20 protein-coding genes and 1 pseudogene are annotated in these 22,485 nt (G+C 38.1%); 3 read left to right on the top strand and 18 right to left on the bottom strand.

Features of this window, described 5'->3' with window-relative positions; all coding sequences use genetic code 11:
* Positions 1-251: 251 nt before the first annotated feature.
* Entirely contained in the window at positions 252-1,790 is a 1,539-nt protein-coding gene (gntK, locus tag RCG21_RS11740; protein ID WP_133332399.1) for a gluconokinase, read from the bottom strand.
* A gap of 209 nt (positions 1,791-1,999) precedes the next feature.
* Between gntK and RCG21_RS11735 the strand changes: the two genes are divergently transcribed.
* The gene (locus RCG21_RS11735; RefSeq protein ID WP_308913180.1) at positions 2,000-2,806 is read left to right on the top strand and encodes a MurR/RpiR family transcriptional regulator; all 807 of its coding nucleotides are present in this window, start codon (positions 2,000-2,002) and stop codon (positions 2,804-2,806) included.
* 57 nt (positions 2,807-2,863) lie between these two features.
* Here RCG21_RS11735 and RCG21_RS11730 read toward each other — a convergent pair whose 3' ends face one another.
* Both RCG21_RS11730 and RCG21_RS11725 read right to left on the bottom strand, forming a co-directional pair.
* On the bottom strand, positions 2,864-4,183 hold the full coding sequence (locus tag RCG21_RS11730) for a GntT/GntP/DsdX family permease (protein WP_133332401.1): 1,320 nt from the start codon (positions 4,181-4,183) through the stop codon (positions 2,864-2,866).
* A gap of 231 nt (positions 4,184-4,414) precedes the next feature.
* Positions 4,415-4,999, bottom strand: coding sequence for a HutD/Ves family protein (locus RCG21_RS11725; RefSeq protein WP_308913179.1), 585 nt, complete (start codon positions 4,997-4,999; stop codon positions 4,415-4,417).
* A gap of 132 nt (positions 5,000-5,131) precedes the next feature.
* On the opposite strand from RCG21_RS11725, the gene RCG21_RS11720 reads away from it, so the two are divergent.
* Positions 5,132-6,193: a potassium channel family protein gene (locus tag RCG21_RS11720; RefSeq protein ID WP_308913178.1), complete on the top strand. Its 1,062-nt coding sequence runs from the start codon at positions 5,132-5,134 to the stop codon at positions 6,191-6,193.
* A gap of 31 nt (positions 6,194-6,224) precedes the next feature.
* On the opposite strand, the gene RCG21_RS11715 is transcribed toward RCG21_RS11720, so the two are convergent.
* The 4 genes from RCG21_RS11715 to RCG21_RS11700 form a co-directional block, all read right to left on the bottom strand.
* A complete protein-coding gene (locus RCG21_RS11715) occupies positions 6,225-6,512 on the bottom strand; it encodes a hypothetical protein (RefSeq protein ID WP_308913177.1) in 288 nt (95 codons plus the stop codon).
* Between the two features lie 24 nt (positions 6,513-6,536).
* Positions 6,537-7,952 (bottom strand): radical SAM protein, encoded by a 1,416-nt coding sequence (locus RCG21_RS11710; protein WP_308913176.1) that lies wholly within the window; start codon positions 7,950-7,952, stop codon positions 6,537-6,539.
* Positions 7,945-8,688 (bottom strand): prolipoprotein diacylglyceryl transferase, encoded by a 744-nt coding sequence (locus tag RCG21_RS11705; RefSeq protein ID WP_133332406.1) that lies wholly within the window; start codon positions 8,686-8,688, stop codon positions 7,945-7,947. Before RCG21_RS11705 ends, RCG21_RS11710 begins: the two co-directional genes overlap by 8 nt.
* 109 nt (positions 8,689-8,797) lie before the next feature.
* Positions 8,798-9,448, bottom strand: a complete 651-nt coding sequence (locus RCG21_RS11700; protein ID WP_133332407.1) for a protein kinase family protein — start codon at positions 9,446-9,448, stop codon at positions 8,798-8,800.
* A 114-nt stretch (positions 9,449-9,562) separates the two neighbouring features.
* Between RCG21_RS11700 and RCG21_RS11695 the strand changes: the two are divergent.
* Positions 9,563-10,119, top strand: a pseudogene (locus tag RCG21_RS11695) (GNAT family N-acetyltransferase).
* A 36-nt stretch (positions 10,120-10,155) separates the two neighbouring features.
* Here RCG21_RS11695 and RCG21_RS11690 read toward each other — a convergent pair.
* The 11 genes from RCG21_RS11690 to recA all read right to left on the bottom strand — a co-directional run bounded on the left by RCG21_RS11690 (position 10,156) and on the right by recA (position 22,156).
* On the bottom strand, positions 10,156-10,347 hold the full coding sequence (locus tag RCG21_RS11690; protein ID WP_133332409.1) for a hypothetical protein: 192 nt from the start codon (positions 10,345-10,347) through the stop codon (positions 10,156-10,158).
* Positions 10,348-10,405: 58 nt separating this feature from the next.
* Positions 10,406-10,774: a VOC family protein gene (locus RCG21_RS11685; RefSeq protein ID WP_133332762.1), complete on the bottom strand. Its 369-nt coding sequence runs from the start codon at positions 10,772-10,774 to the stop codon at positions 10,406-10,408.
* Between the two features lie 806 nt (positions 10,775-11,580).
* Entirely contained in the window at positions 11,581-12,126 is a 546-nt protein-coding gene (locus RCG21_RS11680; RefSeq protein ID WP_026574926.1) for an outer spore coat protein CotE, read from the bottom strand.
* 330 nt (positions 12,127-12,456) lie between these two features.
* Complete coding sequence (locus RCG21_RS11675) at positions 12,457-12,912, bottom strand: YlbF/YmcA family competence regulator (protein WP_308913175.1); 456 nt, start codon at positions 12,910-12,912, stop codon at positions 12,457-12,459.
* 1 nt (position 12,913) lies between these two features.
* The gene (gene miaB, locus RCG21_RS11670; RefSeq protein WP_133332411.1) at positions 12,914-14,458 is read right to left on the bottom strand and encodes a tRNA (N6-isopentenyl adenosine(37)-C2)-methylthiotransferase MiaB; all 1,545 of its coding nucleotides are present in this window, start codon (positions 14,456-14,458) and stop codon (positions 12,914-12,916) included.
* A gap of 397 nt (positions 14,459-14,855) precedes the next feature.
* Positions 14,856-15,722 carry a 2-oxoacid:ferredoxin oxidoreductase subunit beta gene (locus RCG21_RS11665; RefSeq protein ID WP_133332412.1) on the bottom strand — a complete coding sequence of 289 codons (867 nt, stop codon included), beginning with the start codon at positions 15,720-15,722 and terminating at the stop codon, positions 14,856-14,858.
* Complete coding sequence (locus RCG21_RS11660; protein WP_133332413.1) at positions 15,723-17,459, bottom strand: 2-oxoacid:acceptor oxidoreductase subunit alpha; 1,737 nt, start codon at positions 17,457-17,459, stop codon at positions 15,723-15,725.
* Between the two features lie 452 nt (positions 17,460-17,911).
* Positions 17,912-18,172 (bottom strand): stage V sporulation protein SpoVS, encoded by a 261-nt coding sequence (gene spoVS / locus RCG21_RS11655; protein ID WP_003211281.1) that lies wholly within the window; start codon positions 18,170-18,172, stop codon positions 17,912-17,914.
* Between the two features lie 165 nt (positions 18,173-18,337).
* On the bottom strand, positions 18,338-19,135 hold the full coding sequence (gene ymdB, locus RCG21_RS11650) for a 2',3'-cyclic-nucleotide 2'-phosphodiesterase (RefSeq protein ID WP_133332414.1): 798 nt from the start codon (positions 19,133-19,135) through the stop codon (positions 18,338-18,340).
* 103 nt (positions 19,136-19,238) lie between these two features.
* The gene (gene rny, locus RCG21_RS11645) at positions 19,239-20,798 is read right to left on the bottom strand and encodes a ribonuclease Y (RefSeq protein ID WP_026574920.1); all 1,560 of its coding nucleotides are present in this window, start codon (positions 20,796-20,798) and stop codon (positions 19,239-19,241) included.
* Between the two features lie 317 nt (positions 20,799-21,115).
* Complete coding sequence (recA, locus tag RCG21_RS11640) at positions 21,116-22,156, bottom strand: recombinase RecA (RefSeq protein ID WP_133332415.1); 1,041 nt, start codon at positions 22,154-22,156, stop codon at positions 21,116-21,118.
* Between the last annotated feature and the right edge of the window lie 329 nt (positions 22,157-22,485).

Here is a 22,485-nt window from a genome sequence, read left to right as displayed (position 1 = left end):
TCATTCATTCGATGAAAACCAAATCTCTTCCTCTTATCCTTGAAAATGGCCTTCATTCCTTCGATGAAGACCAAATCTCTTCCACTCATCCATGAAAATGGTCTTCATCCCCTCGATGATAACCAAATCTCTTCCTCACATCTATGAAAATGGTCTTCATCCCCTCAATGAAGACTAAATCTCTTTAATAGCTCAAAAAAATTGTCCTTCATCATTCGATGAAGGACAGTCTTCAACCCCAAAAAAGCCTTTTACACCCATTTCTTCTGGAATGCGGCAATATTTTCATACTCTTCCTGCAAAATCCGTGATAGACGGATATAAATTGGCGTTAAATCTTCATAAATCGATACATTCTCGCTATTTGGTGTATGATGGTAGGTCGCGCCGACCATTTCCGAAACTGCATTTAATGAATCAATTTCGCCCATACTGTAAAGCCCCAAAATTGCTGCCCCTAAACAAGAGCTTTCAAAGCTCTCCGGAATCGATACATCCTGGTTAAAGATATCAGCCATCATCTGCCGCCATAGCTCAGATCTGGCGAACCCCCCGGTAGCCTGAATCTTTTTCGGCTCTCCCATTAATTCCGACAACGCCAAAAGAACGGTATAAAGGTTAAAAATGACTCCTTCAAGCACGGCGCGGATTAAATGTTCTTTTTTATGATGCATACCAAGGCCAAAAAATGATCCTCTGGCATTTGAGTTCCACAATGGTGCTCTTTCCCCAGCTAAATAGGGATGAAATAATAATCCATCAGCACCAGGCGTTACCCGGTCGGCAATTTCTGTCAACACCTCATAGGGGTCTTTTCCCAAACGTTTCGCTGTCGCAACCTCCGCATCACCCAGCTGATCGCGAGCCCAGCGGAAAATCATTCCGCCATTATTGACAGGGCCGCCAATGACCCAATGATTTTCTGTTAAGGCATAGCAAAAAATTCTTCCCTTAGGGTCAGTCATCGGCCGATCCGTTACAGCCCGAATAGCTCCACTTGTGCCAATTGTCACCGCAACGACTCCTGGCTCAATGGCATCGACTCCTAGATTCGATAACGGTCCATCCCCGGCGCCAACAACGAATGGTGTCGTCGGAAGCAGGTTCATCTCTTTGGCGTATCCCGCGTTCATCCCATTTAATTGATAGGTAGTCGGGACAGGCTCCGAAAGTTTATCCGCTGTTACCCCTGCAACATTAAGCGCTTCCGCGTCCCATGTTAATGTATAGATATTAAACAAGCCTGTTCCAGACGCAATGGAGTAATCGATAACATATTTTCCAAACAGCTTATATAAAATATATTCTTTAATAGAAATAAATTTTGAACTCTTGGTAAAAAGCTCAGTATAGTCATTACGCAGCCAAACTAACTTCGCTAATGGGGTCATTGGATGAAGCGGTGTTCCCGTACGAAGATAAATTTCGTGCCCATTCATTTCTGTTTTAATTTTTTCGACCCAGTCAGAGCTTCGATTATCAGCCCAAGTTATACATTCTGTTAATGGCTTTCCTTCCTGGTCAACTGCAATTAAACTATGCATGGCAGAACTAAAGGAAACACAGAGAATATTCGCCGGGTCAATATGACTTTTCTGCATGATATTTTTGACTGTATTGATAACGGCCTGAAATATTTCTTCCGGATCCTGTACAGCCGTTTCAGGTGTTGGAGAAAATAAGGGATATTCAATTCCATGATTTGCGATAACTGTTCCATCTACGGCATAAAGAACAGATTTTGCACTTGTTGTTCCGATATCTACTCCGATTACATATTTTGAATTCATTCTATTTTCCTCCTAGAAAATCTCTGTTGCAAAAAAGAATATATTTTTCACTAATCTATACTTATTTTACACCTTATGAAATTTTTTTTCATACAATTTAATTATACGAAAAAAATTTCACCTAGCAAACGGTTTCATGAAAAAATTTTTTTCATTCATCAATTATGCTATACTCAGATTAGGACCATATTGAAAGGAAAGTTTCATGTATGACACTAAATTGTTTAGGTTCCATCCGATCCAACTATGCCAAATTTAGCGAAAAAGAAAAAAAAATTGCTGATTATATATTAGAAAAACCTGAAACGATTATTCACCGTACCATCAACGAAGTAGCGGATGATTTAAATATAGCGGATGCCACTGTGTTTCGATTTTCCAAACGGATTGGTTTCAAAGGTTTTCAAGCAATGAAAATTGCTCTTGCCTCAGAAATTATGACTCCGATACGGACCATTCATGAAGAAGTGTCATTTAAGGATAACGAAAAAACTCTGACGGAAAAAATTTTCAAATCAAATATAAGAACATTACAAAATACATTACAAATCGTTGATCATAATAAGATTAAAATGGCAATCGATTTCATCCTCCACGCTAAACGGGTTGAGGTTTTTGGTACAAACGGTTCTGCCATTATTGCCATGGACGCCTTCTCCAAGCTCGGTCGGGCTGGTATTAGAGCTTCCTCCTATATGGAAACCCATTATCAACTGATGTCAGCTTCCCATTTAACCGAAGAGGACACAGCCATTATCATTTCTCATTCAGGGTCAAACAAAGAGACTATGAATATTTTAAAAATCATTCATGAAACCGGTGCCAAAACGATTGGAATAACGGGATTTCCTAAATCCCCAATTAGTTTAAACGTTGATGTAGCACTTTATACCAATACCGAGGAAATCGAGTACCTATCAGTGGGATTTGAATCACAAATTGCTCAAATAAGTATGATCGATGCCTTATGTTTAAATATTGCCAATCTAAATAAGATAAACCAAGAGACGAAATAAATTTTCATCTATAAAAAAAACCTCCTTCACCTGTATTCGATGAAGGAGGTTTTTTCATTAAATAAACATATTTACAATTAAAGCTACACCAAAAGCTACGAATGACAAAATCGTTTCTAATACTGTCCAGGTTTTAAAGGTTTCCTTAACAGACAAGCCTAGATATTCTTTCACCATCCAGAAGCCTGCATCATTTACATGTGAGAACATTAGTGAACCTGCACCTGTAACAATTACGAGAAGCTCCATATTGACACCTGACATATGTTGAACGATAGGTGCCACAATTCCTGCTGCCGTTGTTAAAGCAACAGTTGCTGAACCAGTTGCAATACGAATTAGTCCTGCAATCATAAATGCTAACACAAGTGGTGATAGGTGGATATTCTGTGACATATCACCGATTGTAGCACCTACGCCGCTATCAATAAGGATTTGTTTAAATCCGCCCCCAGCACCAATAATAGCAATGATAGAACCAACTGGAAGGAAGCATTCCTCCGTAAATTTCTTAATCCCATTTTTATCAATGCCTTGACGAATTCCAAGGAAGTAGAAAGCGGCAAAACAAGCGATTAAGAGTGCAATAAGCGGACTACCGATAAAGATGAAAAATTTCGTAATTCCGCTTGGAATCCCTATATATGGAGCGACAGCTGAGAAAATCATTAAGATTACAGGTAGTAATATAATAAAGAATGATAATCCTGTGCTAGGTAATTTCTGTGCTGCCATATTGATTTTAATTAATTCAGGCTCATTCTCTGGAATGACCCGCTTGTGAACCCATTTAGCAAATATTGGACCTGCAATGACTACAGATGGGATTGCAATAAGCAGGGAATATAGCAGTACCTTTCCCATGTTCGCATTATAAATCGAAATAGCGGCAATTGCACCTGGATGCGGTGGCACTAAACCATGCACGATAGATAATCCTGCGATGGCTGGAAGGGCAATCAATAAAATATTTTGTTTTGATGTTTTATGGATTGAAATAACCAATGGAAGTACAATTAAGATTCCAACTTCAAAGAATACAGGGATCCCGATAATAAAACCGGCTAACATCATGGCCCATGGAAGTTTTTTTACGCCAAATTTATTAACGAAGAAATTCGCAACCTGAACGCCTGCTCCTGATTCAGCCATCATTTTACCTAAAATTGTACCTAATGCTAAAATACCGACTAAATGACCTAAAGCACCGCCAACTCCTGTTTCAATTCCGCTAACAATTTTATCCATCGATAAACCTGAAAAAATGGCTAGAAATAGAGTTGCGACTGTTAAACTTATAAATGCATGCCATTTAAACACTGAAACTCCGATTATAACAATAATAATAGCTAATAAGGTAAGCAATAAGCTTGTCATACGTTGAATTCACCTTCCCTTTTTTTGTAAGCCCTTTCGAACGTCTATAAAATTTTTTCTCTCATTTTGTTGAAAAACTTTATATCATTATTTGGCCAATAATTGATGAAAGCACTTTCAAGGCATACTCTGATTATATGAAAGAAATTTTCTTTTATCAATAGTTTTTAAGAAAAAATTTTTTTCGTATTTTTCCCATAAAAAAATCTACCCTAAAAGGTAGATTCTCTCTTAATAAATACTAGCTCTTATAATAGAAGTATTAATGTCCTTATCCCTTTGTAAGGTGATATTCCTTACTTCTGAGTTGATAATCATTGTGTCACCCTTTTCTAACAAGAATGCTTCATCTTCACTTGCGTCAACATGAACCGTTCCATCGACACAATAGAAAATCTCAGTTTGTCCATTTAATACCAACCTAACATCAGGATTCACTTTTCCAAGATGGATCGCAGAAAGATCCCCCTCAAATCCATTTGCCAACATTAAATTAAAGTCTGTTACCTCCCCTTTACTCCGTGTTGTCCACTCTCCATCAAAACGGTCCAGGTCAAACGGCCTTAAATACACTGAACGTTGTCCTTCATGCTCAAGGTACATTTCACCTTCAAGAATCATAATGACTCTATTGATTCCTGGTAGGTGCGTAAAAAGGGATTCTTCAACTTCTACTTCAGCAGTACTAATCCGCCAATTAAAATTACGCAAAGAATAGTCCGCATTTTCCGGGTAAATAGCCAATTGGGTTGTTTTTCCACCCGACCATAAGCTTGTTTTTTGTTGATTTTTTTTGATTATTTTTATTGAATGCATTATACAATCACTCCAGTAAATGTTGTTATATAGTAGATAAAAAACAACTGTATTTTCTATGTTTAATTTACCGTTTATTTCGGGAAACATAAAGAAAATTATTTGTTTCTCTTTTAAGATTGGAATGATTTTATGGGCATGAAATTAATCAAATTCCTCTATTACCTAACCATGGTAAGGGGTAGAATTTTTCTGCCCTTTATTCTTTTTTACATCTTAATCGCTTCATTTATTGCTTATTCTCTTGAACCCAAAACCTTTGAGTCCTATCTTACTAGTGTTTATTGGGTTCTTACTACGTTGGCAACAGTTGGTTTCGGAGACTATGCTCCTGTCACCAATACTGGAAAAACCTTTACCATTTTTCTTTATATTACCGGAGTCGGCCTTTTAAGTTTATTCTTTGGGAAAATCTTTGCCTCATTTAGGTTATTTGAAAAGCATAAAGCTGGAGGGAAAATGAAATATACAGGTAAAAATCATTTTATTTTAATTGGATGGAGTGAAAAAACAAAATTAGCCATTCAAGAAATTTTTAAAACTGATAAAAAAGTTGATATTGTCGTAATTGATCATGTCGAAACTGCACCAATAATGGAAGAACGCTTGTTTTATGTTCGCGGGGATGCTACAAATGAGGAAACCCTAAAGCAAGCAAACTTGTCAAAGGCAAAAGGGGTTATTATTTTTGCTGATCGATCATCACAAGAAACCTTTCCTAAAAAAGATCCCCTGTTAGTCGATGGGAAAACGTTATTAATTGCCACTGCCATCACAACAATGGAGGAAAAATTAAATAAATCAATCCATGTAACGGCAGAAGTCATTAATCAAAACCATTTACCATTATTCAAGCAAGTCAATGTTGATGAATTTATCCCGACGGAAGAAATGATTTCACATGCTGCAGTTAGATCACTCTTTTCTCACGGTGTAACACATATGTATTCAGAATTATTGAGCACTGAGGCAGGGGAATCTGTCTTCGAAATTACAAAACAAGCTCATTGGAAAACCTACCGAGACGCATTTTTGGATCTTCTTAACAAAGGAGCCACTCTTATTGCCGATGGCGGTGATCTTCACATCAATCAAAAATTAGACGAGCCAATTCCCGCAGATGCACAACTATTCATTATTTATAACAAACAAAGCTTTACCAATTTATGCGAAAAAATGCCAGATACCTTCTAAAAGGTCTCTGGCACTAAAGGGAATCATTTTGTCATCCAAGATTGAAAATGATAATACCAAAACATGCAGCAAACAACAAGATATTAAGACCAATACCAATCAATAATCCCTGACCTAATTGTTTTTTTCCTTTCGAAAAGCTGACAACGGTCAAAATAATAAGGGCAATCGGGGCAACAAAGATATAAAAAATGGTAATCATTGGAACGGCAAACATGATCAGAAGACCTAATAAATAAATCCCAACTGATATTCCAATCCCTTTCCAAAGGTCTTTTAAAGATCCATTTCCGCCTTTCCCATCCTGATTTTGGTCCAAACCACTCAGCTCCTTTAAAATTAACTATTTAACGGTTGTTTTCCCCTCAAGCTCTTCCCTGATTTTCAGTAACTCAAGTTCCTTGTCGTCACGGTAAAATAAATTATAGGTATCAAACGGAATAATTCTTCCATCTGGATGAGCAATGTGTACACACGATTTTTTAACAGAACGGACATCAAAATTGTAGGCATCTAAAAATTGCATGATAATGACGCGAAAAACATTATCATAGCCGATTTCTCCCGGCATCGCCACCTTTGGCAGGCAGCATAATAAATCCTTTAACGATAAGGCAGAGGAATCGGGCGAATGATTTAACGAGAATAATTTGAAAATCATATTTTTGATTGTTTCGTCTTGTTCAAAAACAATGGTATTGCGTTCCCCTTCTAACAGAATCTTTGGATCCACTAACCCAGTTAAAGGAGTAACCTCTCCATTGAGTTTGAGAGCATAACCCATTGCAAGGCAATCAGGATGACATGGGACAGGGATGATATCCTTTGAGCCAAATACATTGGATTGGTCGATGATCATTTGGCGGACTTCACTTAATGTTAAACGGTTGACTGCTGGATCGTATTCTTCTAATCTGCCTGCCGCCTGAATCGGCTGGAAAGTCACACCGCGAACACATTTTTGCTGCAGGCCGTATTGTATGATATTTCCTACTTCGTGATCATTTAGCCCTTTTTTCAAAGTAACTACTAGTGTCGTAGAAATATTGTATTCATTTAGGTTTTCGATTGCCTTTTGTCTGATATCTCTTAAATCTACGCCTCTTAATTCTTCAAGTGCATCTTTTTCAAAACTATCAAATTGGAGATAAATCTCAAATCCTGGTGAATAGGTGGCGAGCTTCTTCACAAATTCTTTATCATTAGCAATCCGGAGGCCGTTTGTATTGACCATTATATGCCGGATTGGTCTTGATTTTGCGAGATCAAGAATTTCAAAAAACTGCGGATGAATCGTTGGTTCCCCACCGCTTATTTGCACAATATCCGGTTCCCGTTCGTTTTTAATAATTTGATCTAACATAAACTCAATTTTTTCTAAACTACGGAAGGTTCCCTTTTGCGGGGAGGATTCTGCATAGCAAATCGGGCATTTTAAATTGCAGCGCTCGGTAATTTCAAGTAGTGTTAAGCAGCTGTGCTGTTCATGGTCGGGACATAGACCGCAGTCATAGGGGCATCCATATTTAATTGGTGTGTTCCAGCGATATGGCATTTCCGAAGGCTTAATAAACTCACGGCACCATTTGTAATACTCAACATCTGTTGAAATTAAGACCTTTTCCCTGCCGTGTTGCAGACAATTCTTCACGAGGTAAACCTTTTCATTTTCAATAATGACCTTAGCTTCGACTTTTCGCAAACAGGTGGAACAAATACTATTGGTCAATTCATAAAACAAATACGGACGATTAGGCATAAAGTGCTCTCCTCTTTTCGGTTTGTTTTTTGTTTACCAGCCATATGTAATACGTAATTCCAAGCAAACAAGCAATTTGGATATTATTAAAAACCCAATAAGGATGCGGTGTTGGTTTGATAAAATCAATTAAAAGGCGAAACGTTAAATAATTAAGCATGAAGAGTTGAAACAAAAGCCCCTCCCAACCGAATTTTTTTCTTTTCATTTGAAACAGACAGAATACAAGAATTCCTAGGAAAAAAATTTCATACAGCTGTGTTGGATGCCTTTTTACACCATCGCCAAAGTCCACACCTGTAAACCATGTTGTTGCAACCCCGTAGGTATGATCATCTAACCCAGTTAAAAAACAGCCAATCCGCCCAATCATCATACCCACTGCTAGAGGAAGAACAAAATCATCTCCAGTGGAACGTGTCCATCCGATACATTTCTTCGCAATTTCCACCCCAATTAATCCGCCCAATAAACCACCGACAATGGTTTTCCCTTCCATTAAATATAGGATACTATTCCAATGTTCCAGCGTCTTTTTGGGGTCCTCAAACCAATAAAGCAGTTTTGAACCCAAAGCTGCACCTAATGTAGCACCGACAACAACCCACAATGCTTTGTCTATTGGAATCCTTTCCTTATTTCTTGTATATAAATAAACGCGAAAGCCGATGAAATAAGCAAGTGATTCGAATAAAAAATGGGGGTGTATTCCAAAGATATAGAACGGAAACTGCATTTCATCCTTCCTCCCTTCTTCCCTCTATAGTATCAGAATATTGGAAAATAATACTTCCCTTTTACTATTTTTTAACTATATTCATAGAATAAGAGAAGAGTGATTTTACTCAACTCCTTCGCTTCTTTAATTTCCGATAAACCCGGTATCCTTTTCTAACCCCATCAATGATAAAAAAAGGAATCCTTGGATGATGTTTTAATAAAAATGGTTGATAAATTTTATAATAGGCTTTTTTCAGATCATCCCATTTACTACAATATCCCACTTTATAGAAATCCGAGACATCTACGATATAGCCTCTTCCCTCATACATCACGACATTTTTCCCGTGAACATCATAGGGGTTTAAACCAACTGATCTGGCATAGTCTAAGCCACGATCAATATCCTTTATTACCGTTTCCGGTATCGGAATTCCCTTTATGATTGCATTAAACAACGTAATTCCCTCAAGCTTTTTTAGTACTAAATAATTCTCCCCATAAGCTATTAAATTCGAAAAAGTTTCATGATTACCTAATCGCTTATAGACTTCAATTTCTTTTTTCAGTTCCTCAGGACTTCTTCCGTAAACCTTGACAACACGACCTGGATCAGAACCATGTGAAAAAACACCGGCATAATTTCCATTTCCAATTGTTATCCATGACTTCGACTGATTTCGAACAAAAATGGGGTCAAATGGATTGGGAGAGATTAATTGTATATTAGGCAATAATTCATTTTCTATTAGTTTGATATAATGATCCGTGCTCATTTTCCCCACTCACTTCCTTTTTTCCTTCCTTTTTTATATGCAACGTAATACACTGAGTATACAGTAAAAATAATTGAAAAACTGATTTGAAATGAAAAAGAATGGAGGGATAAGATGGCATTTCCCATTTTAGGAACAAAAAGACTTAGGCTAATTGAAATTGGCCACCAGCATGTGAACAGCCTATATGAAATTTTATCATTAGACGAAGTAATGAAATACTATGGGACTGACCGTTTTACTTTCCCTGCTGAAGCTTCAAGATTAATAGATATGTTTCAAAGAAATTTTATTGAAAAACGAGGGATTCGTGGGGGATTGTCTTAAAAGGGAATCAAAAGTTTATTGGTACTATAGGACTCAATGGATTACAGCTAAAAAATAAACGAGCCGAGATTGGATACGAAATACACCCTCATTATTGGAGAAATGGATATACATCTGAGGCAATTAATGAGGTTTTACAATTTAGTTTTGAAAAATTAGATTTATATCGGATTGGAGCGGTTGTATATCCCGAAAATGTGGCATCAGTTAACCTTCTTAAAAAGATAGGTTTCATAAAGGAAGGATTACTTCGCGGCTACATCAAACAAAATAATCAATCCCATGACACGTATGTCCTTTCGTTATTAAAGCCTGAATGGGAAAAAGAAAGGCGCTTGATCTAGACAATTTAAAAAGCCAGGAGCAATCACTGGCTTTTTCTATTCATCAAAAAATTCTTGAAATTCTTTTGTGTTTTCTCCATGATAATAAGGATTTTCTTCCTTTACATTTTTTGAATCAAGATTGGTTTTAATCACTAACATGGGCTCGGATGGTCTTTCCGCAATGATCCGGTCATTTAATTTGTCAAAATCAGGCAGCTTTTTATTTCCAGGCTGTTTTGGATTCATACACAACCCACCTCCTAGAGATAGGGTGCTTATTTTCCCTTCAAATCATTCAATCCTTTTAAATGCCCACAGAATTCATCAAGACAATTCGCCAGCCATCGGGATCTTCAATCGTAACACCGCCTCTTCCCCAATAAGGGTTTTCAGGGGTGACTTCACCGTACCCCATCGCCGACAGTCTATGTATCATTCGCTCCAACTCAAACTGATTAGGAAGGTAAAAAACTAGTAAATGTTCTTTTGTCGGGATTGGCAATTCCACCTTTTCCTCTGACTGAGTAAATTCTAAATGGTAACTGTTATTAGGCAGACCGAACATCACTCCATCATACCCTTCATGGCCGCGAAACTCGCCAATCTGTTCCAAACCAATGCCATTTCGATAAAATTCAATTATTTTATCGATTTGATTCGTTGGACGTGCCATCCGGAATTGTACTGCTGGAACACTTTCATTCCATTCCTTTCTCACAATGATGGTATACGGAAGATCAGGATGATTGAACCTCTCCGACTGTAACCCGGACACAATAGCGGTAATAGGATGAATCGTTGCACTTCGGTCTGTTGGATACCAATTTCTTCCCTCCCTTACAATCACAAAAACCCCCTGTTTATCTCCATAAAAAGCAAAGGTTTCACTTTCCTCTTTTTGATTGTCGGATACTTTCGAAAACAAAAGATTTTGCATATCCTTTACGGAAGGAACGGGCAAACCAATCTCTCCAACATCATACCATGAGGATTTCGGCCGATTTTCTCCCCAGTGAAAAGGTCTTTCAAGCATTTCGAGAATATTACCGTCCGGATCATGAAAATACGCTTGTTTTCCTTGCCAAAACATGCTGTAATGCCCGTCTTCATCCGGTAATAAAAGCTTTCTTTCAGCAAGTTTCACATACATTTTGTCATAGTATTCCGAGTTTGTCCGGAAGCAAACATGATAATATGGTGAATGATTGTCCAGTTCAAATATTAGTTTGGTTGTCCCCGCCCTTACTGCAAAATAAGTTTCTGCATCACTTATGAGTTCCATTTCTAAATCCTCTGTATAAAATTTCTTCATTTCATCCAGTTTAAAGCATTTTAACTGTAACTGATAGATTTTCATTCTCCTTACTCCCTTACCTTTATTATAAACAGGACGAATGCAGAATTTGTTAATCAAAAGTCTGAAAACATCCCCTGCAAAGAAAAAAGAAAAAACTAGGAAGTAAAAACTTCCTAGTATCTTTATTCTTCCTCTGAGCCGACTAAGAAATCTGGGTTTAGTTCTTCGAATTCTTCGTCGTCAACATCCATTCCCCATTCTTCATCGTCACAGGAGCATCCTTCAGGGTTAATGACTACACAAACCTTTGTTTCGCCAATTACCTCGACAAGGAATTCCCTTTCAACATGGACGATGATGCGATTACCATTAGGGGAAATGACGGCTTCACAACAATTCGGCTGTTGCAGCACCCGTGCAACAATTTCATTGTCATCAAGGCAGTCATGGTCACGATACTTTAACTTTATGACATCACAATATTGAACACGTTCGGTCACTACTTCTGTTTTAGTATTATCATTATATGAATACCAAACGTTGATATCATAGGAGCCGTGTATCTCTACTGTCTTGCCGACTTTTTTCGCGTTATATTTATGGTTGATAATCCAACAGCCAAGAATACTTGTTGGATTATGCGCCGGGCTAATCGTATGATTGGACTGGGTGAATTTACGTCCTTTCGCGACTACGGCTTTCGTAATTATCTCTCTGTATTCTCCCATTTCGCGCGAACCCTCCTCATTCAGTTTCATTTCATCCTATGCTAATATTTAGACTAGTGTGCGATATATTTTGAAGAACACTGGTTAAAAGTTTAGTCATGATTCATTTTATGCGGGATATTTATGTATGTTCCGAAGTAATCAGGATTTTGAGGTCTCTTCCTATTTTTATGAAGGGCGTGCTGGACTTAGAAGGTATTTAATCATAGGCTCTGTTAAACTTGGTTGTTGATTTCCGCTCCAATCAATGCTGTTCAAAATCAACATTGTCCTTTAACATAACCTAATCATAAGAAAAACCAGGCTTTATAAAAGCCTGGCTTACAATTTTTAATGTTCGTGATCACAATCATCGTGGCCTTCGCAAGCACTGCCGCCATGTTTCAAGCTGGCACCCGTTTCACCCATCAATACATCTCCGCCGGTTGAAGTAATGATTTCATCGGTAACCGTATTAGAAATCGTTGAAGCTATGATCTGTAGTAATTCATTCACTTCAAGCTGTGATTGTTTAAAATCTTGGACAACAGGAATTTCATCCAATTCTTGTTCAATGGATGCAATTTTGTCTTCCACTTTCTTCAAAGCTTCCGGTTTTCCATAATGCTGCAGGTTTACCGCTTGCTTTTGTAACCCTTTAATATCAGAAATTAATACTTTAACTTTAGGGTTTTCATGAATCTGTGCTTCTGCCCGCTTGAAAAAATCAACTTCCTCTGTTTCCGCAATCATACGCGCTAGCTCTGTTGCACGAGCGACGATATCGTCTTTTGTATACTTCGTCACTTTACTTCACCTCTGCCGGTTCGAATTTCTCCACCATTTCTCCGTTTAATGACCATGTTTTTGCATCTGTAATTTTTACTTTTACAATCTTGCCAATTGCAGTTTTGGGAGCAAAAAAGTTAACAAGCTTGTTTTTAGATGTATATCCTGCAAGAACATCTGGATTGTTCTTACTTTCACCTTCGACAAGGACTTCCACGACTTGGCCTACATATTTTTTCATTGCTTCAGCAGAAAGCTCGTTCACAAGATTATTCAAACGCTGCAAACGCTCTTTTTTGACTTCCATCGGAACATTATCCTGCATTTTGGCAGCAGGAGTACCTTCCCGTGGAGAATAAATAAATGTATAAGCAATTTCAAACCCAACTTCACGGTAGAGTGATAAGGTTTCTTCAAACTGTTCATCCGTTTCATTTGGATATCCAACGATGATATCAGTCGATAATGCAACATTTGGAATCGCAGCTTTTATTTTACGAACAAGCTCTAAATATTGTTCTCTCGTATATTTCCTAGCCATGATTTTTAGTACTTCCGTTGAGCCGGATTGAACAGGTAAATGGATATGATCCATTAAATTGCCACCCTTGGCAAGCACTTCAATCAAATGGTCATCAAAATCACGTGGATGGCTTGTGGTAAAACGTATTCTTGGTATATCAATTTTACTTAGCTCATCCATTAAGTCACCTAGACCGTAGTTGATATCCTCAAAGTCTTTGCCGTAGGCATTCACGTTTTGACCAAGAAGTGTAATTTCTTGGTATCCTTGTGCAGCTAAATGACGAACCTCCTGAATAATTTCATCCGGTCTACGGCTGCGCTCTTTTCCACGTGTGTAAGGCACAATACAGTACGTACAGAATTTATCACAACCGTACATGATGTTTACCCATGCCTTAATATTTCCGCGGCGGACTTTTGGAAGATTTTCAATTACGTCGCCTTCCTTAGACCAAACTTCAATCACCATTTCTTTTGACATATAGGCTTCATGCAGAATGTTTGGCAGGCGGTGAATATTGTGGGTTCCAAAAATCATATCAACCTGTTGATAGGTTTTTAAAATCTTATTGACGACAGACTCTTCTTGGGACATACAGCCGCAAACACCTAAAAGCAGGTCGGGTTTTTCCATTTTTAATGCCTTTAAGTGACCCAATTCACCAAAAACCTTGTTCTCTGCATTCTCACGGATGGCACAAGTATTTAAAAGAATAACATTGGCATCTTCCGTGTTATCTGTCGGCTCATAGCCTAAAGCTAAAAAGATTCCTGCCATTACCTCTGTATCATGTTCATTCATTTGGCATCCATAGGTGCGAATATAGAATTTACGCCCTTCACCCATGCCGCGAAATTCTTCCGGAATGGAAAAATCGTTATGATACTTAACTTCTTCTTTTCCGCGCTTTTTCGCTTCCTTTAACGAAGGAGCCGTTATCACTTGTTCAAAATACTTACTGTAATCCTTGGCGGATTTTTTGTCCGAAGAATTAGCAGACTTTACTTGTTTACTATCTAAACGTTGTTGTTCATTCATCAGGAAAAATCTCCTTTCTTGATTTTAATCATAAGATGCTTCCTCTATGAAAATTAAATTTGGCAGTCCTTACCATTTATTTGCAGTTTGGAAAGGGTGCACAATAATCTGCACATTATTATAGTATAAAGGTTTATAGGAATGAAAACAATAGAAAATCCCTATCTACACACCAGCGATAAAATGGTTGGGCAATCAAAATATACCTTTGTAGAATTCACCGCTCAATGGCTAATTGTAGCTTATTTTCCAAAAAAAATATGTGACAATCCTCACGTAATACATAAAGTGTAGACTAAGCAGCTAGAGATTAAACCTTCGAAAGGAGGAATTTGGAATTTCATAGAGTTGATAAAAAAAACCCGTGGTTCGTACCCACGGGTTTTTACAAATTCTATTACATAAACTCTGCTGCTAGTTTATCAAAATGCGCTTGATCAAGGTTAAGATCAGCATTTACTAAAGGCTCCTCAGAGTATCCTTTAATTAATTCTTGATAAGAAGCACGCTCAGTGTTTTGGTAAATAAGACCAGTCACAAGGCCATTATGCTTCATTAATGTTTGCATAGCCATTTCACGGTTTGATGGATCATAACCTTCAATGTCGCTTAACTTTGTTAAGTTTTCTTTAAACCAGTCATATGTGTTCACTTTATTGTAAGTAACACAAGGACTGAAAACGTTAATTAAAGAGAAACCTTTATGTTTAATTCCAGCTTCAATTAAAGCTGTTAAATCTTTTAAATCGGTTGAGAAGCTTTGTGCTACAAAAGTACCACCTACTGTTAATGCCATTTCCATTGGAGAAATTGCTTGTTCAATAGACCCACCTGGAGTTGACTTTGTTTTAAAGCCTTCAGCAGAACGTGGTGATGTTTGACCTTTTGTTAAACCATAAATTTGGTTATCCATAACGATATACGTTACGTCTAAATTACGGCGAATCGCATGGATTGTATGTGCCATACCGATAGCATAACCGTCACCGTCACCGCCGGATGCGATTACAGTTAAATCACGGTTTGCCATTTTAACACCTTGAGCAATTGGAAGTGAACGTCCATGAATACCATGGAAGCCGTAAGCATTAATATAACCAGAGATACGACCAGAACATCCAATCCCAGAAATAACCGCAAGATTTTCAGGTTCTAAACCAACATTTGCAGCTGCACGTTGCATTGCAGCTTGTACAGAGAAGTCGCCACAGCCAGGGCACCAGTTCGGTTTTACATCATTTCTAAAGTCTTTAAAAGTGGCCACTTAGAACAACTCCTTACATTTTGAATAAACTTCATGTGGTAAAAATGGATTTCCATCATATTTAACAAACTTCGTAATTTTTTCAGCATGACCAACATTCATTTTCATAATATTAGCAAGCTGACCTGTTGCATTATTTTCAACAACAAGTACTTTTTTCGCAGAACGAATAAGCGGAAGAATTTCGTCTGATGGGAACGGATGGATTAAACGAACCTGTGCATGATTAACTTTCATTCCGTCCTTATCCAATCGGCCCATTGCCTCTTCAATAGCCCCACGAGTTGAGTTGAAACCTACAACTAGGAGATCAGCATCTTCATGTGGTGCATTTTTATAAACAGGTGTATCAAAACGAATATTTTCAACCTTACGGAAACGTTTGTCCATTTGAGCAATACGATTTGCTGCTGATTCAGATGGTTTACCAGTCTCAGCGTGTTCAACACCTGTTACGTGGTGAATACCATTTTTCATTCCTGGAATTGAACGCGGTGATACACCATCTTCTGTTACTTCATAACGCTTGAAATAACCTTTGTTTTCAATTTCAGGAAGTTCTTCAGTTACAAGTTTACCGCGTCTAATTTCAACTTTAGAAGCATCAAGTGGTTCCACTGTTTGCTTACCTAATGATAATTGAAGATCAGATAAAACAATTACTGGGCACTGATATTCTTCAGCAAGGTTGAACGCTTCTGCTGTATCATAGAAAGCCTCTTCAACCGTACTTGGAGCCATAACAATCTTTGGAATTTCTCCGTGCGTACCATAAATCATGGCCATTAAGTCTGATTGTTCTTGCTTTGTTGGTAATCCTGTTGAAGGACCTCCACGCTGTGTATCAACAATTACAATTGGAGTTTCAGTGATACCTGCAAGGCCAATTGCTTCCATCTTCAATGATAACCCAGGGCCAGAAGATGCAGTTAGGGCACGAACGCCGCCATAGTTTGCACCAATTGTCATTGTACATGCAGCAATTTCATCTTCAGTTTGAATAACTGTTCCGCCAAGAGCAGGTAATTTTTTAATTAAATATTCCATGATATCTGAAGCAGGAGTAATTGGATATGCTGCCATAAAACGACATCCACCTGCAATAGCACCTAGAGCAATGGCATCATTACCAATCATGTACATCCGTTTTTTACCATCAGCTTTTGCAAGTTCCATTGTTGGAACGTTAGCATCCATTTTTTCTTTCATATACTCAAAGCCGGCTTTGATTGCATCCATGTTCTTCGCAACTACTTGCTCGCCTTTTTTACCAAAAATTTCACGAACTACTTCTTCAAAAACATGAATGTCTAAATCTAATACCGCAGATGTAGCACCAATTGCTACCATGTTTTTCATTAAAGAAGTACCTAATTCTGTAGCCATTTCAGTAAATGGAACCGCATACAACGAGCTTTCCGTATCTTCCGGTTTCTTTGGATTAAACTTTGCATCTGCAAGAATTACGCCGCTGCTAGGAAGTTCTTTGTAGTTAACGTCAATCGTTTCTTGGTCAAACGCAACAAGAATATCAAGATCATCAGAAATTGAACGAACATCTGTAGTGCTTACTCTAATCTTGTTGTTTGTATGACCGCCTTTAATACGTGAAGAAAAGTGACGATAACCATACAAGTAATACCCCAGGCGATTCAATGCAATTGCAAAGATTTCCCCAGTACTTTCAATACCTTCCCCTTGTTGTCCTCCAACTTTCCACGAAAGTTGATTGATCATGACTTACACCCCTTTGGATATGTAAAAAATAAGTAAACTAATCATCTAATACTATAGCACATTTCCAAGTAAACCACTAGACTTTTACACTTTAAAGCCAAAAAGTGTTTTATATTTAGATACGTACTAAACGCTTACAATAATAGACCTATGAACTAAAAATTGCAACCCTTTAAATAAAAATATTGACTAAAATATGAATATTTTTTTATTATTAAAAAACTGCCTGTTTTGGTAATGTTTTATCGAATTAAATTGTTAATTAAAAAACGTAGAATCATGCTGTCCTACTACAGTTTTTTTATTGTCCATATCCTATATCCTACTATTGTTTTATATATACCAATATAATAATTTCACTGGTAAATTTACATAAAAATACCTGCTCAGCTTTAAACCGGCAGGTAAAGGATTGATTATTGTAGCCCTTTATTTAATACTTTCTACTTTGTTTACCTCGGCTCAACAATGAGCTTTATAGCTGTGCGTTCTTCCCCGTCTATTAAAATATCGGTAAACGCAGGGATGCAAATCAGATCAACTCCGCTAGGTGCTACAAATCCTCGAGCGATCGCTACTGCCTTAACGGCTTGATTTAATGCACCCGCACCAATTGCCTGTATCTCCGCTGCCCCTCTTTCACGAAGAACTCCGGCAAGCGCACCAGCTACAGAATTAGGATTAGACTTTGCTGAAACTTTTAATATTTCCATTCCTAGCTCCTCCTTGTTTAATCCCGATCCCGCATGAGCAGTTCATGAACCAATCAGGTATATATAATACTCCACTGCTACTATATTCGGGCGGCAAAAAACATATTCCGGCTTGGACAAAAAAAGTTCAATTAAAATGCGAAAAAACCCTGCATATAGAAGGGTTTAAGAATACCATGGATGGTCATCATTTATTAAGATTCGCTCGATCTTTTTACATTTGCCGGTTTTCCGATCCAATTCAATCATTACTGCACTTAGCTGTGTTCGGCCTGTTTTTGGCACTTCAAAGCGAACTGGGAGACTCATTAGAAACCTCTTGAGAACCGCATCCCTTTCTACACCGAGAATCCCATCATAAGGACCCGTCATTCCAACATCGGTTAGATATCCTGTCCCTTCAGGCAAGATACGATTATCCGCTGTCTGAACATGTGTATGAGTCCCAACAACAGCTGAGACTCGGCCGTCAAGATACCAGCCCATCGCTTGCTTTTCACTCGTTACCTCAGCATGAAAATCAACAAAAATAAATGGGGTCCGAGCACGTGCAATTTCCACCAATTCATCTGCTTTTCTAAAAGGACAGTCTAATGGAGCCATAAAGGTACGCCCTTGTAAATTTATCACAGCAATTTCAACATCGTTCAATTTAAAAAATCCAAGCCCTTTGCCAGGAGTCCCTTCCGGAAAATTTGCAGGCCGGACCATATTTTTGGCACTATCGATAAATTCGAAGATTTCTTTATTATCCCAAGCGTGGTTCCCAAGTGTGATTGCCTGCGCCCCGAAACTTAAAAATTCACGGTAAATCTTTTCCGTGATTCCTTTTCCTGAAGCTGCATTCTCTCCGTTGATGATTGTAAAATTAGGGCGGAATTTCTCTTTTAATTTAGGTAAATATTCTTTGACCATATCTCGGCCTGGTGACCCTACAACATCACCGATAAATAATATATTCATTTTTTTACCCTTTCTCTCTAAAATTATCTTCTATCTTAAATTGTAACACAATATTAATCCCTTTAATCTTAGGCAAAAAATAAAGCGGTGCGAATGCACCGCTTTATTTTGCGTATTCTACAGCCCGTGTTTCACGGATAACTGTCACTTTAATATGTCCTGGGTAATCAAGTTCTTCTTCAATGCGCTTACGAATATCACGTGCTAAGCGATGTGCAGCCAAATCATCGATTGCATCTGGTCTAACAATGATTCGAACTTCACGACCAGCTTGTATCGCAAATGACTTTTCAACGCCTTCATATGACTCGGAAATTTCTTCGAGCTTTTCTAGTCGGCGGATATAGTTTTCAAGAGTCTCACTGCGTGCCCCTGGTCTAGCTGCAGATAATGCATCGGCTGCAGCCACAAGTACAGCGATAATGGATGTTGGTTCTGTATCCCCATGGTGAGAAGCAATACTGTTTATGACAACAGGGTGTTCTTTATACTTCGTAGCAAGTTCAACCCCGATTTCAACATGGCTTCCTTCCACCTCATGGTCAATCGCTTTTCCGATATCGTGAAGTAATCCTGCTCGGCGTGCTAATGTTTCATCTTCTCCAAGTTCAGCTGCAAGCAGCCCTGAAAGCTGTGCAACCTCCATCGAGTGTTTAAGAACATTTTGCCCGTAGCTTGTGCGGAATTTCAAACGGCCAAGAATTTTGATAAGATCCGGATGTAGCCCGTGAACACCGACTTCAAATGTCGTTTGTTCTCCAACCTCACGAATATACTCATCAACTTCCCGACGAGATTTTTCTACCATTTCCTCAATACGTGCAGGATGGATCCGACCATCTTGAACTAGTTTTTCCAGTGCAAGTCGTGCAGTTTCACGACGAATTGGGTCAAACCCTGATAAAATGACAGCTTCTGGCGTATCATCGATAATTAAATCAATCCCTGTCAATGTTTCAAGAGTACGGATATTACGTCCCTCACGGCCGATAATACGACCCTTCATTTCATCATTCGGCAGGTTGACTACAGAGACAGTTGTTTCCGCAACATGGTCAGCAGCGCAACGCTGGATTGCCAGCGATAAAATTTCTTTTGCTTTCTTGTCGGCGTCTTCTTTCGCTCGATTTTCACTTTCCTTGATCATTATGGCTGTATCATGAGAAAGTTCCTGCTCAACACGATCTAATATAATCGCTTTTGCTTCTTCGCGCGTCAAGCTCGAAATTCGTTCGAGTTCACTTTGTTGTGTTCTAACCAACTCGTCCACTTTGCTTTCCATCTCTTCAATATGCTGTTGTCTTTGGTTTAGAGAATCATCCTTCTTTTCTAAAAGAGTTTCACGCTTATTTAACGATTCATCTTTTCGATCTAAATTCTCTTCTCTTTGCAGTAAACGGTTTTCTTGTTTTTGCAGTTCATTTCTTCGTTCACGAACCTCACGTTCAGCTTCAGTACGAAGCTTGTGAATTTCATCCTTCGCCTCGAGCAATGCCTCTTTTTTCAATGCATCAGCATCACGCTTTGCATCATCAAGGATTTGCTCTGCAGCACTCTTTGCTCCTGCAATTTTTGTTTCGGCAGAGGATTTACGAATAAAATAGCCAACAACGGCACCGACGATAAGGCCAAGCAAAATGGAGATGAGTGTAATTGGTTCCATCGTTACACCTCCTCTTGCTATGAACTTTTGTTACATTTTTAAGTGTCGGCATGTACATTGTTTAGACTCAACATACAGCAAGCACCATGGCTTTTCAATGTAATATTTCCAAAAATGTAAAATATACATGTTAATTGTAAATGTGCGCAAATTTATTGTCAAGGGTAGATACAGACAGACGTTAGAAATATTTTGAAATTGTTCAATGATTTACAAACTTTGGAGGAATTTTGTTTTGAATAAATATACATTTTTATGTATTGAAATTCATTCTTTTGAAAAAGAGCAAAGCCGATGTCCGGATTTGCTCTTTTTTATTAGTCAATTAGTTCAATTTGATCTGGTTCGTCTGTCTCGGTAACAGTCTTATCTCCATCTAATCCGTAGTGATCACGAATTTTCTGTTGAATGTCCAGACGAATTTCAGGGTTTTCTTTTAAGAATAGTTTCGCGTTTTCACGTCCTTGGCCAAGTCTTTCGTCATTATAAGAATACCAAGAACCACTCTTTTGAACGATATCTAATTCTGAGCCAAGATCGATGATCTCACCCTCTTTAGAAATCCCTTCACCATACATAATATCCACTTCTGCTGTACGGAATGGAGGTGCAACTTTATTTTTGACGACTTTAATTTTTGTTTTATTACCGACCATGTCATTTCCTTGTTTTAAGGTTTCTGCACGGCGGACTTCAAGACGGATCGTTGAATAGAACTTAAGCGCACGACCGCCTGGTGTTGTCTCGGGGTTTCCGAACATAACTCCAACTTTTTCACGAATTTGGTTAATAAATACTGCGATTGTTTTTGATTTATTGATAGCACCTGATAGTTTACGAAGGGCTTGAGACATTAAACGTGCTTGTAAACCTACGTGAGCGTCTCCCATTTCGCCCTCAATCTCCGCTTTTGGAACTAAGGCTGCTACTGAGTCGATAACAATAATATCGACTGCACCGCTTCGAACAAGTGCTTCAGCAATTTCAAGGGCTTGTTCACCTGTGTCTGGCTGTGATAATAATAACTCATCAATGTTTACACCAAGCTTTTGTGCATAAGTTGGATCGAGTGCATGCTCGGCGTCGATAAACGCTGCTTGGCCGCCTTTTGCTTGTACTTCTGCAATTGCATGTAATGCTACTGTGGTTTTACCCGAGCTTTCCGGTCCGTATATTTCGATAATACGTCCTCTTGGATATCCCCCAACACCAAGAGCTGTATCAAGTGCTAATGATCCACTTGGTACTGTTGAAATCTTTGTTTCTGTCTGCTCACCCATTTTCATGATTGAGCCTTTGCCAAATTGCTTCTCTATTTGCTTTAGAGCCATTTCTAAAGCCGCTTTACGATCACTCACTAAATCGTTCCTCCTCATATATATAAATATAATGATTAAAGCCACAAACTATTAAATTAAAACCTATTAATAATATAACCTCTTTTCATCTTTTTGTCGAGAAAAAAGACGAACATTCATTCGACTAAATTGCGTGGAATCTATATGTAAAAACAGGTAAATCCGTCGGATAAATGGAACTTTTATATGAATTTGTCCAAGGCAAATAAAGGAATTCCAATTATTATCTGATAATTACATTTTAATTTTTTGGCGATTGATTGTACTTACCACATATTCCATATTATTCTCCAGTTAGAGTATAAAATTTTCCAGTTTACACTATTTAG

The organism is Bacillus salipaludis, from assembly GCF_030938565.1.
GTDB lineage: Bacteria > Bacillota > Bacilli > Bacillales > Cytobacillaceae > Neobacillus > Neobacillus salipaludis_A.
Note: the sequence above shows the minus strand (reverse complement) of the source record. Positions and strands in the feature narration are given on the sequence as shown.

Bases quoted from the DNA above. Each gene is read 5' to 3' on its own strand.
- gntK (WP_133332399.1), bottom strand. From the start codon at position 1,790: ATGAATTCAAAATATGTAATCGGAGTAGATATCGGAACAACAAGTGCA.
- RCG21_RS11735 (WP_308913180.1), top strand. From the start codon at position 2,000: ATGACACTAAATTGTTTAGGTTCCATCCGATCCAACTATGCCAAATTT.
- RCG21_RS11730 (WP_133332401.1), bottom strand. From the start codon at position 4,183: ATGACAAGCTTATTGCTTACCTTATTAGCTATTATTATTGTTATAATC.
- RCG21_RS11725 (WP_308913179.1), bottom strand. From the start codon at position 4,999: ATGCATTCAATAAAAATAATCAAAAAAAATCAACAAAAAACAAGCTTA.
- RCG21_RS11720 (WP_308913178.1), top strand. From the start codon at position 5,132: ATGGGCATGAAATTAATCAAATTCCTCTATTACCTAACCATGGTAAGG.
- RCG21_RS11710 (WP_308913176.1), bottom strand. From the start codon at position 7,952: ATGCCTAATCGTCCGTATTTGTTTTATGAATTGACCAATAGTATTTGT.
- RCG21_RS11705 (WP_133332406.1), bottom strand. From the start codon at position 8,688: ATGCAGTTTCCGTTCTATATCTTTGGAATACACCCCCATTTTTTATTC.
- RCG21_RS11700 (WP_133332407.1), bottom strand. From the start codon at position 9,448: ATGAGCACGGATCATTATATCAAACTAATAGAAAATGAATTATTGCCT.
- RCG21_RS11690 (WP_133332409.1), bottom strand. From the start codon at position 10,347: ATGAATCCAAAACAGCCTGGAAATAAAAAGCTGCCTGATTTTGACAAA.
- RCG21_RS11685 (WP_133332762.1), bottom strand. From the start codon at position 10,774: ATGGCACGTCCAACGAATCAAATCGATAAAATAATTGAATTTTATCGA.
- RCG21_RS11680 (WP_026574926.1), bottom strand. From the start codon at position 12,126: ATGGGAGAATACAGAGAGATAATTACGAAAGCCGTAGTCGCGAAAGGA.
- miaB (WP_133332411.1), bottom strand. From the start codon at position 14,458: ATGAATGAACAACAACGTTTAGATAGTAAACAAGTAAAGTCTGCTAAT.
- RCG21_RS11660 (WP_133332413.1), bottom strand. From the start codon at position 17,459: ATGATCAATCAACTTTCGTGGAAAGTTGGAGGACAACAAGGGGAAGGT.
- spoVS (WP_003211281.1), bottom strand. From the start codon at position 18,172: ATGGAAATATTAAAAGTTTCAGCAAAGTCTAATCCTAATTCTGTAGCT.
- ymdB (WP_133332414.1), bottom strand. From the start codon at position 19,135: ATGAATATATTATTTATCGGTGATGTTGTAGGGTCACCAGGCCGAGAT.
- rny (WP_026574920.1), bottom strand. From the start codon at position 20,798: ATGGAACCAATTACACTCATCTCCATTTTGCTTGGCCTTATCGTCGGT.